Origin of the sequence: Paenibacillus sp. SORGH_AS_0306, from assembly GCF_030819345.1 — a bacterium.
Classification (GTDB): domain Bacteria; phylum Bacillota; class Bacilli; order Paenibacillales; family Paenibacillaceae; genus Saccharibacillus; species Saccharibacillus kyungheensis.
Map to the genome: position 1 here is coordinate 1,247,886 of NZ_JAUTBP010000001.1, position 15,340 is coordinate 1,263,225.

Consider the following 15,340-nt stretch of genomic DNA (forward strand, 5'->3'; position numbering starts at 1 on the left):
TAATATAGCATCAATGATAGATTATTTGTTAGAGGAGAATAACATGACTGAACAATTTTTAACGGTAGGTAAAGTAGCTAATACACATGGCATCCGTGGAGAACTCAAAATCTATCCAAATACCGATTTTGCTGAAATTCGCTTTGCAGAAGGTAAAAAGCTATGGATGATCAATGAAGAAAATGGCAGTAAATTAGAAGTTCAAATTGTAAGCTCTCGTTTGCAAAAAAATATGTATGTGGTTCGTTTTAAAGGATTCAGCAATATTAACGAAGTAGAGAAATATAAAGGCTGGACATTGAAAGTATCTAAAGATGATACGATCGAGCTAGAAGAAGACGAATTTTATTTCCACGAGATTCTAGATTGTGAAGTATTTACTGAAGAAGGAACCAAAATTGGTAAAATCGTAGATATTTTAAAACCGGGTGCTAATGATGTATGGGTCGTCCGTCCAGATAAAGGCGAAGAAGTATTGATTCCTTACATCCATGATGTCGTGCTTGATATTAATGTAGAAGAGAAAAAAGTACTGATCCATGTGATGGAAGGTCTTTTGGAATGATGAAGATCGATGTGCTGACGTTATTTCCAGAAATGTTTACCGGTGTTTTTGGTTCTAGCATTCTGGGTAAAGCAGCAGCTAAAGGCATTGTAGAATTGAATGCTATTAATTTCCGCACGTATTCTAAAAGCAAACATGGTACTGTAGACGATACACCTTATGGTGGAGGCGGGGGAATGGTACTCAAGCCAGAGCCTATTTTTGATGCTGTAGAAGATTTAGCACCCGCGTCTACTTCTACATCTCCACGTATTATTTTGATGTGTCCACAGGGAGAGCCATTTACGCAGCACAAAGCTGAAGAGCTTGCTCAAGAAGAACATTTGATTTTTATCTGTGGTCATTATGAAGGTTACGATGAGCGCATTAGAGAGCATCTGGTGACCGATGAGATATCAATCGGTGATTATGTACTTACCGGTGGGGAAATACCCGCTATGGCGGCTGTAGACAGTATTGTGCGCCTTTTACCAGGGGTATTAGGAAATGCTAACAGTGCAGTGACCGATTCATTCAGTACAGGGCTGTTAGAATATCCACATTATACGCGTCCTGTAGAATATAGAGGAATGAAAGTACCTGATATTTTATTATCCGGTCATCATGCCAATGTCGAGAAGTGGCGACGTGAACAATCGTTACTGCGTACATTAGAACGTCGTCCAGAATTGTTAGAACAGGCTGATTTGACAACCAAAGAGCGCGAGTGGCTCAAAAATCAGCTTAACTAAATATACATCAGAATTTCGCTGTAGGAAGATCTTCATCGATCCCTTATAGGGAAATTCTTTTTTATATACCCCCTATATACATAGGTGCAACAATAAATAAGCTCAAGTCATCATTTAGAGCATAAGACTGAGCCTACAGTAAGAGCGCTCATAACAAGGTAACAAAGATAGGAGTTCAGACATCATGAATGAATTGCAGAAGGAGTATTCACAATGGTTAGATCGGTTAAGCAGTGACTTGCGCAGTCAAGGATATGCTTCGGTGTTAAATAAAGAGTTTGTAGAGCGTGATGCTACGATCGTACTGAATCATTTATTACCGGAATTTACGCATCTGATCTATATCGAAGTCGAATCATACAAAAAATATTTTATTTCTGATTATAGCGGTCGCAATACAGTAGTAAAATTAATTGATCGTAGTATCGATCACCAAAAAACAGCCAGACTTCGCACATTAGAAAATAGTCGCTTAACCGATCATCATCTATTTGAGCAAGAAATCAATCGCTTGAGAAGTCTGCAATCTTTATTAGAACATAGCGACTTTGAGTAAGCGGCAATGACGAGGCATACTTATAGCTGATCTCAAATAATCAACTATTTTATAATTTTTTTGAAAAAGTATTGTTATTCTATGATGTTCTATGATAGTATTAGACTGTTGTGTGAATCTGATGGTCCTCTACGATCAATGATGAGGAATTATTCCCTGAGACGTATGAACATCTGTGTGGAAGGAGGAAGTTATTAATGAATATCATTCAAGAAATTACTCAAGATCAACTTCGTAAAGATATCCCTAATTTCCGTGCAGGAGACACTTTAAAAGTGCATGTTAAGGTAATTGAGGGTACTCGCGAACGTGTTCAGTTGTTCGAGGGAGTTGTAATCAAACGCCAAGGTGGCGGCATCGGTGAAACTTTTACAGTACGTAAAATTTCTTACGGTGTCGGTGTGGAAAGAACTTTCCCAGTAAATTCACCTAAAATCGATAAACTAGAAGTAGCTCGTCGTGGTAAAGTTCGCCGTGCGAAATTGTACTATCTTCGTGAGCTTCGCGGTAAAGCAGCTAGAATTAAAGAATTGCGTCGTTAATCCTTTCGGATACGCGATTGAGAAGGGCTTGGTGAAACAAGCCCTTTTCGTTATTTTTAAGCTGTTATTTATGATAATGATTAACATCCGATTCCGCCGGACAGCCTTTATACACGGCTGTAGACGGGATTTTTTGTATTTCTTGACGAATAGAATCCTTCAAAATTTGGTTTTTATAAAATTGTGTGTAAAATAGATAGAGTGAAATCGTATAGGTACTTGGTATACACTACATAAGGCTTAGCCGGATATGGTAGTCAGTACATATACAAAGCGCCAATTCAACCAGGAAAGAAGGCATGGCCTATGGAGCAAGACACAAAACCATCTAACAATGAAGTACATGCAGCAAATACGACAGAAGTACAAGAACCTGTCAACACAGGAACTCCAGATTCAGGAACGATTCAACCTGAAAAGAAAAAGAAAAGTGAAACGAAAGAGTGGATCAAAGCGATCGTGGTTGCTTTGTTGCTCGTTGTCGTTATCCGCTGGTTCTTGTTTGAACCGTTTATTGTAGACGGTCCATCCATGCAACCGAATTTTCATACAGGTGAACGTGTGATCGTGAACAAAATTCTGTATGATATCCGTACCCCACAACCTGGAGAAGTGGTTGTACTGAAAGTACCTTCTCAAAATCGTGACTTTATCAAACGTGTAATCGCTGTTGCTGGAGATACCGTCAAAGTAGAAGGCGACAAAGTAACCGTTAATGGTAAAGAAATCAGTGAGCCTTATATCCAAGCTGCATTAGATAAGGCACATGCACAAGGTAGCGATTATAATATCAATAATTTCCCAACAGAGAACTTCCCTGATGGAACAGTACCGGCAGGTCATGTATTTGTTATGGGAGATAATCGCTCCAACAGTCAAGACAGTCGTATGATCGGTTATATACCGCTTGGAGATATTATTGGACGTGCAGATGTTATTTTCTGGCCGTTTAGTGATGCGAAGTGGGTTGAACAATAAAGCTGCCTAACATATATGGACAGCTAATTTAAAGAAGTAAGGGGGAAAACCGATGGCTATTCAATGGTTTCCCGGACATATGACAAGAGCACGTCGCCAGATCGAATCGAAGCTTAAATTGATCGATATGGTTATTGAACTCGTGGATGCACGTCTGCCACTCTCCAGTCGTAATCCGATGATTGATGAGATTTTGCAGGGCAAACCGAGAATGATTATTTTGAACAAATCCGATTTGGCTGATCCTAAAGTAACTGCCGAATGGGTTGAATATTTTAAGCAAGAAGGACATGCTGTTCTTCCTTTAGACTCAGCAAGCGGACAAGGTATCAAAGAAATTGCTGAACGCTCTAAAGTATTGCTCAAAGACAAGCGCGACAAACGTGCAGCTAAAGGAATGAATCAACGTCCTATGCGCGGATTAATTGTAGGTATTCCGAATGTGGGTAAATCGACATTAATCAATCGCCTTGCTGGAAAAAGTATAGCTTTGACAGGTGACCGTCCAGGTGTAACCAAAGGACAACAATGGATCAAAGTAGGAACAGAAATGGAATTGCTAGATACACCAGGTATTCTATGGCCTAAATTTGAAGATCAAATTATCGGTTATAAGCTGGCTGTAACAGGCGCTATTCGTGAAGAAATTCTAAATGTAGAAGATGTTGCTTACTTCGGTATGAAATACATCTGTCAGCATTATTGGGACAATATCGCTGAACGTTTTGAATTATCTGAACAACCACAAGATTTTGAAAATCCGAATGAAATCGTAGAAATTATGGAAGAAATCGGACGCAAACGTGGTTGCTTAATGAGCGGTGGACGTATAGATTTAGAAAAAGCATCCAAAGTCATATTACGTGAATTGCGTGCAGGTAAAATGGGACGAATCTCCATGGAGACTCCTTAAGTATTGGAGGAATCATCATGTCAGAATTGTTAAAGTATGAACGTGAATGTCTACTGGAAGGTTACCATTATATTGCTGGTGTAGATGAAGTGGGTCGAGGATGTCTGTTTGGTGATGTGATCGCTGCTGCGGTGATTATGCCAGAAGGTGTAATCATTGAAGGCGTGAACGACTCCAAAAAGCTATCTGAGAAAAAGCGTGAGCAACTCTATGATCAGATTATGGAGCAAGCACTTGCTGTAGGTGTAGGTTATGTTGATGCAGCAACGATTGATGAGATCAATATTAAGCAAGCCGCTCGATTAGCAATGAAGATCGCTTTGCAACAATTAAGCGTATCTCCTGACTATATTCTAGTCGATGCTGAAAAGGTTGATCTGGATATTCCACAACGTTCTATTATCAAAGGAGATGCGAATAGTCATAGTATTGCAGCAGCTTCCATTATCGCCAAAGTCACTCGTGATCGTCTGTGTGTAGGTGAATGGGAAGAGCAATATCCTGGCTACGGAATCGCCGGACATAAAGGATATGCAACCAAAGTTCATCGTGCTCAGATTATTGCGCAGGGAATCACACCATTACATCGCAAAAGCTTTTTAGGTAATTTGTTACTGGAACAACCGACTTTATTTTAAGCATAAAAGGATTGAATTATAGTATAGAATGATTTATCATGCATCTATATTACTTTATGTGAAGATAGAAATAGACATGCTAAGGGAAGAACCCGCATCTTACTATAAAGAGCGGGTTCTTTTTTTGTACAGATAGGCGCTCATGATCCATGCCTTTTTAACCGATAAATAAGATAATCAAGCAGACGAACGTTAAATCAAAATATACATAAGCATAGACTATAAATTGTCTGTATTACTATGAATTTATTTATAGTCTACTTGTTATCTATACCTCAATGTAGGCAACGTTCAAGTAGAAACAATGATAGGAGGGATTACTATGAATATTGGATCACTATTCCGTGGACTTATAGGAGATAGCAAACCAGGTGAAGCACGACAAATGGAATTGAAAGAAGGGCAAGTTGTCCGCGGAGTGGTGACAAGCGTATCTGAAGATGGACAAGAAGCTGTTGTCCAAATTCAAGGAGTCAAAGTAAGAGCCAAATTAGAGACTCCTTTACAACAAGGCGCAACCACTTTACTACAAGTACAGCCTCCTGATCAAGATGGAATGCCTGTGCTCAAACCTGTAGCAGGCAATCCAGCGAATCCTTTACCTAATGCATCTATGGGAGAAGTATTAGATTCGTTTAATTTACCAGATACCAAAGAAAATCGTGAAATGATTACTCAAATGAGAGCATCCGGTATCACACTTAATGCAGATAACGTCAAAAATATACAAGCAACTCTTTCTCAAAAGCCAGCCGGTGTACCTGTAGGAGAATGGGTACAATCTGCGGCTGTAGCTATTCAGCGAGGTCTACCTGTTACAGCGCAAAGCGTGAGCGGTCTACAGCAAGCGATATTCGGACCTCCGCTTCATGATCTATTAAGTAATCTGGATAATCTTGTTCGTGCTACAGTGACACAAGTACAAGATAATGCAGCCAATGTAAATACAGGCACAAATGCCAATCAAGATCCAGAGACTGTATCTTCAAACACATCTGGAAATAACCCGGCAGTTAACGGAAATACCAATCCAGCACAAAGCAATAACACAACGTCTGCTTTACTGGGAAAATTACAGACTGTGCTTGATCAATTAGGAAGTATAGTGGCTCAATCTGGAGATCAGGCTACAGATGCAACTGGTGGTAAATTAACTTCACCAGCTGTACCAAATCCTACTGTGTCTCAAGCACCAACAGCATCTGCGACGATGGCAACAGTCAATACTCAAGCACAGCAAGCAGATGATATCACTCCATCTGCTTCGACAACGGTTAGCCCATCGTTATCTGCAACAACAGATGATGCCGAACCTGTTACAGCGAACTCTACAAATACAGCATCAATAGTCAATCCCAAAGTTCAAACCACAGAACCCTGGTTAGGCCGTGTGCTGAAATTATTAGGAGCAGAGCATGAACAACAAATGGTACGTGCAAGTGTCAATAACTCTTCACCTGAAGCAGTAGCTACACGCACTGAGCAGACACCAGTATCTCTAAGTGCTAATGGGCTAACGCAAGCACAGGCATCTTTAGATCCGGCAACGTCTCGTAATGGAAATCCAGCTCTTGCGCCTAATGTACTGCATAGTACATTAAATAATGGAGTAGAAGAGCAATTACCTGCACCTGCGTCTCGTGTTGCGAATCCTGCGAATCCGAATGCACTGCAGCAAACAGCAGCTAATGAGTTACTAATAGATCCAGAAATAGAATTAAACAATCCAGCAACTAGCAAACAAGCCACTACCAATGCACAGACAGTAGTGAACGGGCAAAATGTACCAACAGATGATCTTCTACCGAATGCTGCTCTGTTGAAAAATGCTAATAGTCTAGAAGCCACCAATCCGGCTCATATCGCTCAACAGATGGCTTCTCATACAGATGATGCGGTTAGTAAAGCTCAAGATACTTTAAAAGGGCTTTTGCTTCAACTAACTGCCGCAGATGATGTGCCACCTGCACTGAAAGATGCTGCACAACAATTGGTTCAGCAATTAACTGGTCAGCAATTATTATTAAATACTGATCGTACAGCACCCTTTGCACAAGTAACGATGTTTGTCCCGTTTAGAGGACCAGACGGACAAGAAACGGCTTCTGTACAGATTCAGTCTCGTCGTGGCCCTAAAGGAGAACTAGACGCTTCTAACTGCCGTCTATGGTTCGACCTCGATATGCATTCACTAGGACCAACACTTGTCGATGTACATGTAGTAGACAAAATTGTGACTCTTAAAGTGCATAATGATCTAGAACAGCTTGCTCCGCTTGTCGAAAGTAAACGCGAAGAGATGGCTACTGCTATGGGAGCGCTCGGATACCAATTGCTATCGCTCAAAGTAGATACGATGCCAGTTCGATCAGATACAGTGAACGACAACAGTCTTGGCATGTCAGATAGCGATCTTTTACAACGGTATGCACCGCCTGATTACAAAGGGGTGGATATGAAAATATGAATAAACCCAAAGACGATATGGCCATGAGAGCCAAAAGAGCAGTTGCCCTCAAATATGATCCGAATCAGAATACAGCTCCAGTAGTAGTCGCCAAAGGAAAAGGGCGTATCGCTGAAAGTATTCTTGAGAAAGCCAAAGAAGCTGGTGTCGCTGTTCAACAAGATGCTGCTTTGGTAGAAGTACTGTCCAAACTTGATCTCGATCAACAAATCCCAGGTGAATTATTTGAACTGGTTGCCGAAATTCTTAGCTTTATTTATCGTGCAGATAAGAATTTGAGTCGAGGCGGTCGTGGTCGGTGAAAACAGATGATCGCAAATATAAAGGACGTATCGCTGAAGATACAGCAGCTTATTATTTAGAACAGCAAGGTTATCAGATCGGCTATCGCAATTGGAGCTGTCGTAGTGGTGAATTAGATATTATTGCTTATCATGAAGGCACGATTGTGATTGTTGAGGTGCGTAGTCGTACAAGTGATCTATTTGGTACACCTGCTGAATCGGTAGATTGGCGTAAGCAAAAACAAATTCGTGAAACAGCTGAAGTCTATGCTCATCAGAATCAGCAGTCTCATTTTCCTTTTCGATATGATGTCATAACGATTCAGATGAATTATTCGTATCAAGTCGTAGAACTAGAGCATATTGTAGCTGCTTTTGTCTAATGGATGTCAAAATAAAATCTATTGAAAATAGAGGAAGCACCCTTTTTCAGTAAACCATCATGTATATCCGCACTGTGATCAGGAGCGAGATTTAGAAGGTTTTGGAGAAAGGGTGTTTTTTGGTATGTATGGTAAATTATTTAGCGCTTGTTTACAGGGAATCAATGGAGTAATGGTTGAAGTAGAGACCGATTTGTCAAATGGTCTACCGATGGTTGCTATTATCGGGTTGCCAGATTCAGCTATTCGAGAATCAATCGAAAGAGTACGTTCAGCTATCAAAAATTGTGGATTTACTTTTCCTAATCAACGAGTAACGATCAATCTAGCACCAGCCGATTTGCGTAAAGAAGGATCGGCTTTTGATCTTGCAATTGCTATGGGGATTTTGACCACAAGTGATCAGATTATATTACCTGATGCAGAGCAGATGTTGCTGATCGGAGAATTAGCATTAGATGGTACATTGCGACCTGTGCCGGGTGTATTATCAATGGTGGATACAGCTCGTCAACATGGTATGAAATCGGTATTGGTTCCTCAAGAAAATGCAGCAGAAGCAGTATTGGTTGAAGGAATCAATGTGTATGCAATTCATCATTTGAATGATTTATTTGCGGATGCACTACATCAGCCTACTCTCCCAAAAGACCAGTCTGCTCAGCAGGATCATATCGAATCATTTCGAATGTCTTTGCCAGGTCAACCGGAGATTGTAGTCAAACAAATCCAGACCAACTCGTCTTCAAATGATCCTATAAATACATCTCAATCTGTTAATGATATATCAGGTATAACTAAAAAGAAATCCGATCCACGTAAAGTGGTAGTGCTTCCGCCATTACTTGTGCAAAGATCAAAAAAGCAATATATCAATCATTCTGTTTCAACGATGCAAGAAGATTATGGAGATGTATTTGGACAACAACACGTGAAGCGAGCATTGATGATTGCTGCTGCGGGAATGCATAATATTTTGTTACTGGGACCTCCGGGTACAGGGAAGACGATGCTCATTAAACGTCTACCTACGATTTTACCGGTATTAACTGACTCGGAAGCATTGGAAGTAACTAAGATTTTTAGTGTGTCAGGACGATTCAAAGACTCTAACGCTGGCTTGATCTCTGTACGTCCTTTTCGTGCGCCTCATCACAGTACAACAGTCACAGGGTTGATTGGAGGAGGAAGTATACCCAAGCCAGGAGAAGTGAGCCTAGCGCATCAAGGCATTTTATTTTTAGATGAATTGCCAGAATTTCCGAGATCGGTATTAGAAGTATTGCGACAACCATTAGAAGATCATCAAGTGACAATCAGCCGTGCGCGCGCGGTATTTTCATTCCCAGCTAATTTCTTATTGGCAGGTTCAATGAATCCATGTCCTTGTGGATATCTTGGAAGTACCCATGCGGCTCATCCTTGTACTTGTAGCCATAGTCAGATTGCTCGTTATCGCTCCAAAATATCAGGTCCTTTGTTAGATCGGATAGATCTGCAAATAGAAGTGCCTCGACCTACTGAGCAAGACTGGCAACGGGCAAAAGCTGGCACAGAAGATATCGGTTACGATTCGGCTAGTATGCGCACAATCGTAGAGCAAGCGCATCAGATTCAATTGAAACGATATCAGCATTTGGATATTCATTGGAATAGTGAATTGTCGGGTAAATGGTTACGTGAGTATACATTCTTATCAGATGCAGGTAATCAATTGCTAGAAACAGCATTTGAACAATTAGGCATGAGTATGCGAGCTAGAGATCGTATTTTGAAATTGGCAAGAACGATTGCTGATCTGGAAAATATGGAGCAGATAGAAGCGGTTCATATTGCAGAAGCGATTCAATATCGGCAATTGGATCTGAGTCAGCCAGTGAATGGATAAGTAGTGCTATGTATCAATAGAATATAGATTAAAGAGTGAAAAGAAGGAATGACTAATGTGATTCCTTCTTTTCTTTTTTGTTCGTTTGCATCATATATTCTATTTCACTGGAGTATGTGAGCAATAGATGGAATTTAAATATTGCAAAATAGACGATGATTCTTCTATAGAAGTACGGAGTGCAATATAGCCATCTGGACGGATTAATAGGAGTTCTTCACTTAATATATTGTAAATTCGATAAGCATTTCCTGCGTGATCAATGATATGATCTGTTCTCTTTGTATCAGATGGAAGTATACAATATAGTCGAAGCTGATCATGAGTAAGATTTTCTAATACAGAAGAATCAGTATGATTTACAAAAGCCAAAACTGTCCAATGTGTACCACGGAGCAGATCAAAAATATTTCCGGAAAATTCTTTGTTTTGCAGAATGTCAGCATTAGGAGCACGATCTCCAGGTAATAAAAGAAGAGTATCTTTTCCATTAAATGAACGAGTAAGAGAACTGGAGCGATAGGAAATAGGAAGCCCGCTTGTCAGATCATCGGATACTGTACTTAAAGATTGCGACAAGGATCTACTTTCAGTCACCGTTGAAGTAATTGCTTTGATTTTCTTAGAACTATCTTGAAGAACAGCTTGAGCAATAGGACGGCGTTCTTCATCATAAGTATGCAGTAAAGTAGCATCTGCTCCTTGAAGGACAGCGGCTAGCTTCCATCCAAGATTGTAAGCATCTTGTATACCTGTATTCATACCCTGGCCTCCTGCTGGAGAATGAACATGTGCTGCATCACCAGCAAGGAATACTCTGTTGTTATGATAACATTCCACCATCCGCACATTAACTCGGTAAATAGACAACCATGATGCATGAGTAATCTCAACAAGACCGGCACCAGCACGCTGATCCAACATAGCTTGATACATTTCTAATGACGGCTCTACGGGATTTTGAATTTCTGTTGAAATAGTAGCTTGTAGTTGCCAAATATTCGATTGGGGTAGTGGAGTTAGTCCTAACATTCCTTCTGAAGATGTCCAAATATGAATATGATCATGATCCAGACCTTCTAATTGGATATCCCCAAGATACCACCGCTCATCATCATATGTTTCCCCAACCAGTGGAAATTGAATAAACTTACGGATATTACTTTTACCACCATCTGCACCGACTACATAACGAGCATGAATTTGCTCTTCTCCTTGTGATGTCTTGACCGTTACTGTTACTCCATTCAAATCTTGAACAAGGTTTAGAGCTTCGCCGCCTAACTCGACTTGACCACCAAGAACAGCATAGCGATCACGTAATGCTTTTTCTACATCAAATTGAGCAATCCAAACGGGATTACGGTAAGGTGTCTCAAACTTACTACTGACAGCCACAGTAATAGAAGGTTTGTCTATGCTTTTACCATCTGGAGTATGATAACGAACAGGCAAATCTACAACACCTGTGTCCAAAATGTAATCAATCGCTTCCAAATCATCAACGACTTCAAGTGAACGAGGTTGAATAGCTTTGGAGCGGGATGCTACGTTATAGACGGAATTTTTATCAATGATACGATGGTTAATGTGTCGACGTGCAAGATCACAAGCAAGTGTAAGTCCTGTAGGCCCAGCTCCAACAATAAGCACATCAACAGAAGAAAATAGAGTGTCCATGTATAAAATCCTCCTTGGAATATAGCAGATTATAAATTATACTACACCGTGCAGTGTAATTAGTAAAGTGGAATCTGAATCAAATTTTGATAATATACTTAATAAGGGGGAATATGAGAATGAATACGATAGAAAATAAAAAGATTCGTAAAGGTTCTTTAGATAAACGAGCCAAAATTATTGCGGCAGCACGAGAACTTTTTTTATCTGAAGGATTTAATCAATCGAGTGTTGATGCTGTTGCTAATAGAGCAGGAGTGTCTAAGCGCACAGTGTATGATTATTATGGAGATAAACAACACTTATTACTTGCTGTTATGGAAGAAACGAGTGTAACTGTTCTGAACATGATTGAACAAGGGATTTCAGATCACCTTTTGGAATTCAATGATTTGGAGCAAGCTCTTATTTTATTTTGTGAACAAATTGTTGCCTCTGCAAATGGTTCATCTGATTACAAAGCTTTGATTCGCCTAGCTATGGTAGAGGTTGCTAATTTGCCAGAATCTTTTTATGAAAATATGGATCAAGCAACAGAGGAAAGTATTATCAAAAGATTTATAGAGTTTGGAAAAAATAAATTGCTGGATATACCTGATCCTCGTATGGCTGTAAAGCACTTTGTTGCTTTAACTATTCTTCTTGTATTTAATCAGCCGAAACCTGAAGCTTTGGATCAAGAACAAGTGAAGCATATTATTACTGAAGGTGTACGCGTTTTTCTTCGTGCTTATGCGCCTACTATATAATCAAAAAGAGAAGTGGCTATAATAGCTACTTCTCTTTTTAAGATTGATTGATTTCTAACATACGTCAAATGTGTAATCACTAAAGTATTTTTTGCTCAAATATTGCCTAACGTAATCACCTGACATTAACGGTGGATAACTCTACTATGATAAATAATTTCGATGCCTTTATCAGCTAGACGTGGTAATATTGCTTGAACTTCTATATGTATTGTTTTTGACTCATATCTACAATATATCAATTTAACTTTTCAGCAACTGTTGCATAAAATTTTTGTTCTTTTTCCATGTGATAGCTTAATTGTATATATGACATATGTATTTATGGAATATAATGGTACTATATGATAAACATAAAGGATATGCTATGTAACACATAATCGTTAGTAGAGAGGAACACATATGACTAGAAAAAGTACGTTTATTGTAGTGATGGTAGTTGGTATATTTATGATTTGTACAGCGATTGGATGGGCATCTGATAGTAAAGGCAAATCAATAGCACAGACAAAGCCACTTGTGCTCGGTTATTATACTGATGCATCGCCAGCAGCATTTAATAAATATCACAGTTATATGAATCAAATGTCTACAGATACATTAAACACAGATGGATCTGGCAATCTGATCGGGAGCGTTCCTAAGCAAGCTGTTCAACAAGCGAATAAGTGGAAGATCGATACATTTGCGCTTGTTTCTAACTACGGGGAAACAGATTGGGATCCAGAAGCAGCACATGACGTGATAACAGACCCTATAGCTAAGAAAAAGCTGATTGCAGGGCTTTTACAAACTGTCAAACAAAATCAATATCGAGGGGTTAATCTAGACTTTGAATCTCTTGTGCCAGCAGACCGTCAAGCACTTAGCACCTTTGTACGAGATACAGCCAAAGTCATGAAAGCTAATGGATTTCAAACGATGGTATCTGTACCAGCCAAACAGAAAGATGATCCCAAAGATGGCTGGTCTGGAGCCTATGATTATAAAGCGATCGGAAGCGCAGCAGATTGGTTACAGGTGATGACCTATGATGAACATGGCGTATGGAGTGAGCCTGGTTCTTCTGCCGGCAAAGAGTGGATACAATCTTCACTCGCTTTTGCTGTAAAGCAAGTACCTTCCAATAAAGTATTAATGGGATTACCAGCATACGGTAACGATTGGAATGTTACACAGACTACACAAGAACATGATGATCAAAATGTGATGCTCAGTTGGAAAGACACTCCAGCTTTACTGGCAAAATATCATCTTACAGGTAAACGAGATAACGTTTCTGGTTCTATGACCGCACGCTACACAGACAGTCAGGGCGATCAACATGAGGTGTGGTATGAAGATGCAACAAGTATTGAGCAAAAAGCAAAACTTTCTCAGCAATACAATCTTGCCGGGGTATCTATGTATGCGATAGGTATGGAAGATCAACAGTTCTGGCAGGCAGTACAAAAAGGAGTCAGCGCAACAAAATAAATAATTATTGTATTAGCAGTAGCTGACAGAAGAAATGTAGGAATTTCCAGTATAAACACAGTGAAATGTAAAAAAAAGAACTACTCTATAGAGTGGTTCTTTTTTCATGTTCAGTTACTTCTGATATAAATACATCAAACGTATAATGATAAAAGTATTTTTTATTGAGATATTGCCTAAAGTAACCACCTGACATTAATTGTGGATCACGAACATCTGCTGTGATGATTTCGATATCTTTGTCAGCCACACTTTGTAACATCGCTTCAACTTCTATTTCTAACTGCTCTTGACTCATATCCACAATATACTGATTTAACTTTTCAGCTACTGTTGCATAATATTGTTGTTGTAACTGAGACTTTTGTTCTTTTTCTAATTTGAGAGCTTGTTGTCGATCCAGTTCGATATCCAGTTCTGTTTTCTTTTTACGATAGTCATTTTTTAGAGCAGCAACAGTATAAGCTGGAATATCATGTACACGTCCGCTTAGTACATCTATTTTGACTACATCCAAAATCTCTGTAATATATTCTTTCTCATATGATTTTAGAATAGTCTGAATCGTGACTGTAGTTAATCCAAATTCTTTTTTTAAACGATCGCTTAACCGATTGGCTGTATGAGGTTGTACAGCAGCTAATGCTTCGGTAGGAGGAAGAATGGTGACTGTTTGCTTGGCTTTGGTTTTGATCGTAAATACGATTTCATCTACTTTACGACCACTTTTTCGTTCTACATAATTGAATTCGATATCGGTACTTTTATTGATTTCTTGCTGTGCTTTGGTAATTACACGCTTTTTAAAATCAGAGTACACTGGATACTGATCTTCAATACCAAGTAATTCTTTTAAACGTTGGACTTTAAGAGTTCGTTGCCCTAACTTTTCGTATTGTTTCAATAGTTCATAAATCCGCATCGAATAAGCACTTTTCAATTTTAAAATATCGTTTAACCGAAAAGAAGTGAATTTTTCTTTCAACTGAAGCAGATAAGGTTTTAACTTGGGTGAAAATTCTACTTCGATAATACCTTCATTAGGAAAGTATTCAGCAGACGCTAACCAGTTTACTTGTAAGTTTTCATTTATGTAAAAAGGGTGCGACATTAGATTAAGCGTATATTCTTTCACTTGTGCATAAATATTTTTGTTTTTAACACCAGCTAATTTGGCGAATTCACTAATCTTAAAACGATATCGTTGAAACTCCTGATCATCAGGCGAAATAATACTAATAAGCACATAAATAATACGTAACTCTACTACACTCATTTTTAAAGGCATTTCAATAAGATCATTAGACTTTGTAACTAAATTATTTTTCTTCATATGTTATAACCTCCAAGACGTTCCTTCATTATAATAGATTATCTGGTATAAAAGTAGCTTAATCAGCACAATGATTTCCTTTGAGTTGTTTATCTTATTTTACATACCTTGTTTTTATTGTTTTAAAATATTTACTTGTTTAGCACTTGGTAAATGT

The 15,340-nt window shown here is 39.0% G+C and carries 15 protein-coding genes; 13 read left to right on the forward strand and 2 right to left on the reverse strand.

Going from position 1 to position 15,340, the window contains the following annotated elements; translation table 11 throughout:
• Positions 1–43: 43 nt before the first annotated feature.
• The 11 genes from rimM (at position 44) to QE450_RS05660 (ending at position 9,945) form a co-directional block, all read left to right on the forward strand.
• Positions 44–565 (forward strand): ribosome maturation factor RimM, encoded by a 522-nt coding sequence (gene rimM / locus QE450_RS05610; protein WP_204824604.1) that lies wholly within the window; start codon positions 44–46, stop codon positions 563–565.
• On the forward strand, positions 565–1,296 hold the full coding sequence (trmD, locus tag QE450_RS05615) for a tRNA (guanosine(37)-N1)-methyltransferase TrmD (protein ID WP_307302605.1): 732 nt from the start codon (positions 565–567) through the stop codon (positions 1,294–1,296). Before rimM ends, trmD begins: the two co-directional genes overlap by 1 nt.
• A 184-nt stretch (positions 1,297–1,480) precedes the next feature.
• Complete coding sequence (locus QE450_RS05620) at positions 1,481–1,852, forward strand: hypothetical protein (protein ID WP_307297691.1); 372 nt, start codon at positions 1,481–1,483, stop codon at positions 1,850–1,852.
• A gap of 197 nt (positions 1,853–2,049) precedes the next feature.
• Complete coding sequence (gene rplS, locus QE450_RS05625; RefSeq protein ID WP_069327410.1) at positions 2,050–2,394, forward strand: 50S ribosomal protein L19; 345 nt, start codon at positions 2,050–2,052, stop codon at positions 2,392–2,394.
• A 306-nt stretch (positions 2,395–2,700) separates the two neighbouring features.
• A complete protein-coding gene (lepB, locus tag QE450_RS05630) occupies positions 2,701–3,372 on the forward strand; it encodes a signal peptidase I (protein ID WP_204824601.1) in 672 nt (223 codons plus the stop codon).
• A 52-nt stretch (positions 3,373–3,424) separates the two neighbouring features.
• Entirely contained in the window at positions 3,425–4,285 is an 861-nt protein-coding gene (gene ylqF / locus QE450_RS05635; RefSeq protein ID WP_204824600.1) for a ribosome biogenesis GTPase YlqF, read from the forward strand.
• Between the two features lie 17 nt (positions 4,286–4,302).
• Positions 4,303–4,923, forward strand: coding sequence for a ribonuclease HII (locus QE450_RS05640; RefSeq protein WP_273615749.1), 621 nt, complete (start codon positions 4,303–4,305; stop codon positions 4,921–4,923).
• A gap of 322 nt (positions 4,924–5,245) precedes the next feature.
• Complete coding sequence (locus QE450_RS05645; RefSeq protein WP_307297695.1) at positions 5,246–7,390, forward strand: hypothetical protein; 2,145 nt, start codon at positions 5,246–5,248, stop codon at positions 7,388–7,390.
• Positions 7,387–7,692: an EscU/YscU/HrcU family type III secretion system export apparatus switch protein gene (locus QE450_RS05650; RefSeq protein ID WP_307297697.1), complete on the forward strand. Its 306-nt coding sequence runs from the start codon at positions 7,387–7,389 to the stop codon at positions 7,690–7,692. The genes QE450_RS05645 and QE450_RS05650 overlap by 4 nt, the downstream gene beginning before the upstream one ends.
• Positions 7,689–8,057, forward strand: coding sequence for a YraN family protein (locus QE450_RS05655; RefSeq protein WP_274170325.1), 369 nt, complete (start codon positions 7,689–7,691; stop codon positions 8,055–8,057). Before QE450_RS05650 ends, QE450_RS05655 begins: the two co-directional genes overlap by 4 nt.
• 124 nt (positions 8,058–8,181) lie before the next feature.
• The gene (locus QE450_RS05660; protein WP_307297699.1) at positions 8,182–9,945 is read left to right on the forward strand and encodes a YifB family Mg chelatase-like AAA ATPase; all 1,764 of its coding nucleotides are present in this window, start codon (positions 8,182–8,184) and stop codon (positions 9,943–9,945) included.
• A gap of 99 nt (positions 9,946–10,044) precedes the next feature.
• Here QE450_RS05660 and QE450_RS05665 read toward each other — a convergent pair whose 3' ends face one another.
• Positions 10,045–11,625 carry an FAD-dependent monooxygenase gene (locus tag QE450_RS05665; protein ID WP_307297700.1) on the reverse strand — a complete coding sequence of 527 codons (1,581 nt, stop codon included), beginning with the start codon at positions 11,623–11,625 and terminating at the stop codon, positions 10,045–10,047.
• A 119-nt stretch (positions 11,626–11,744) separates the two neighbouring features.
• Here QE450_RS05665 and QE450_RS05670 point away from each other — a divergent pair, with 119 nt between their 5' ends.
• Positions 11,745–12,374, forward strand: coding sequence for a TetR/AcrR family transcriptional regulator (locus QE450_RS05670; RefSeq protein ID WP_307297703.1), 630 nt, complete (start codon positions 11,745–11,747; stop codon positions 12,372–12,374).
• Positions 12,375–12,776: 402 nt separating this feature from the next.
• Positions 12,777–13,850, forward strand: a complete 1,074-nt coding sequence (locus tag QE450_RS05675; RefSeq protein WP_307297706.1) for a glycosyl hydrolase family 18 protein — start codon at positions 12,777–12,779, stop codon at positions 13,848–13,850.
• 85 nt (positions 13,851–13,935) lie between these two features.
• On the opposite strand, the gene QE450_RS05680 is transcribed toward QE450_RS05675, so the two are convergent.
• On the reverse strand, positions 13,936–15,183 hold the full coding sequence (locus tag QE450_RS05680; RefSeq protein ID WP_307297709.1) for a replication initiation protein: 1,248 nt from the start codon (positions 15,181–15,183) through the stop codon (positions 13,936–13,938).
• Positions 15,184–15,340: the final 157 nt, after the last annotated feature.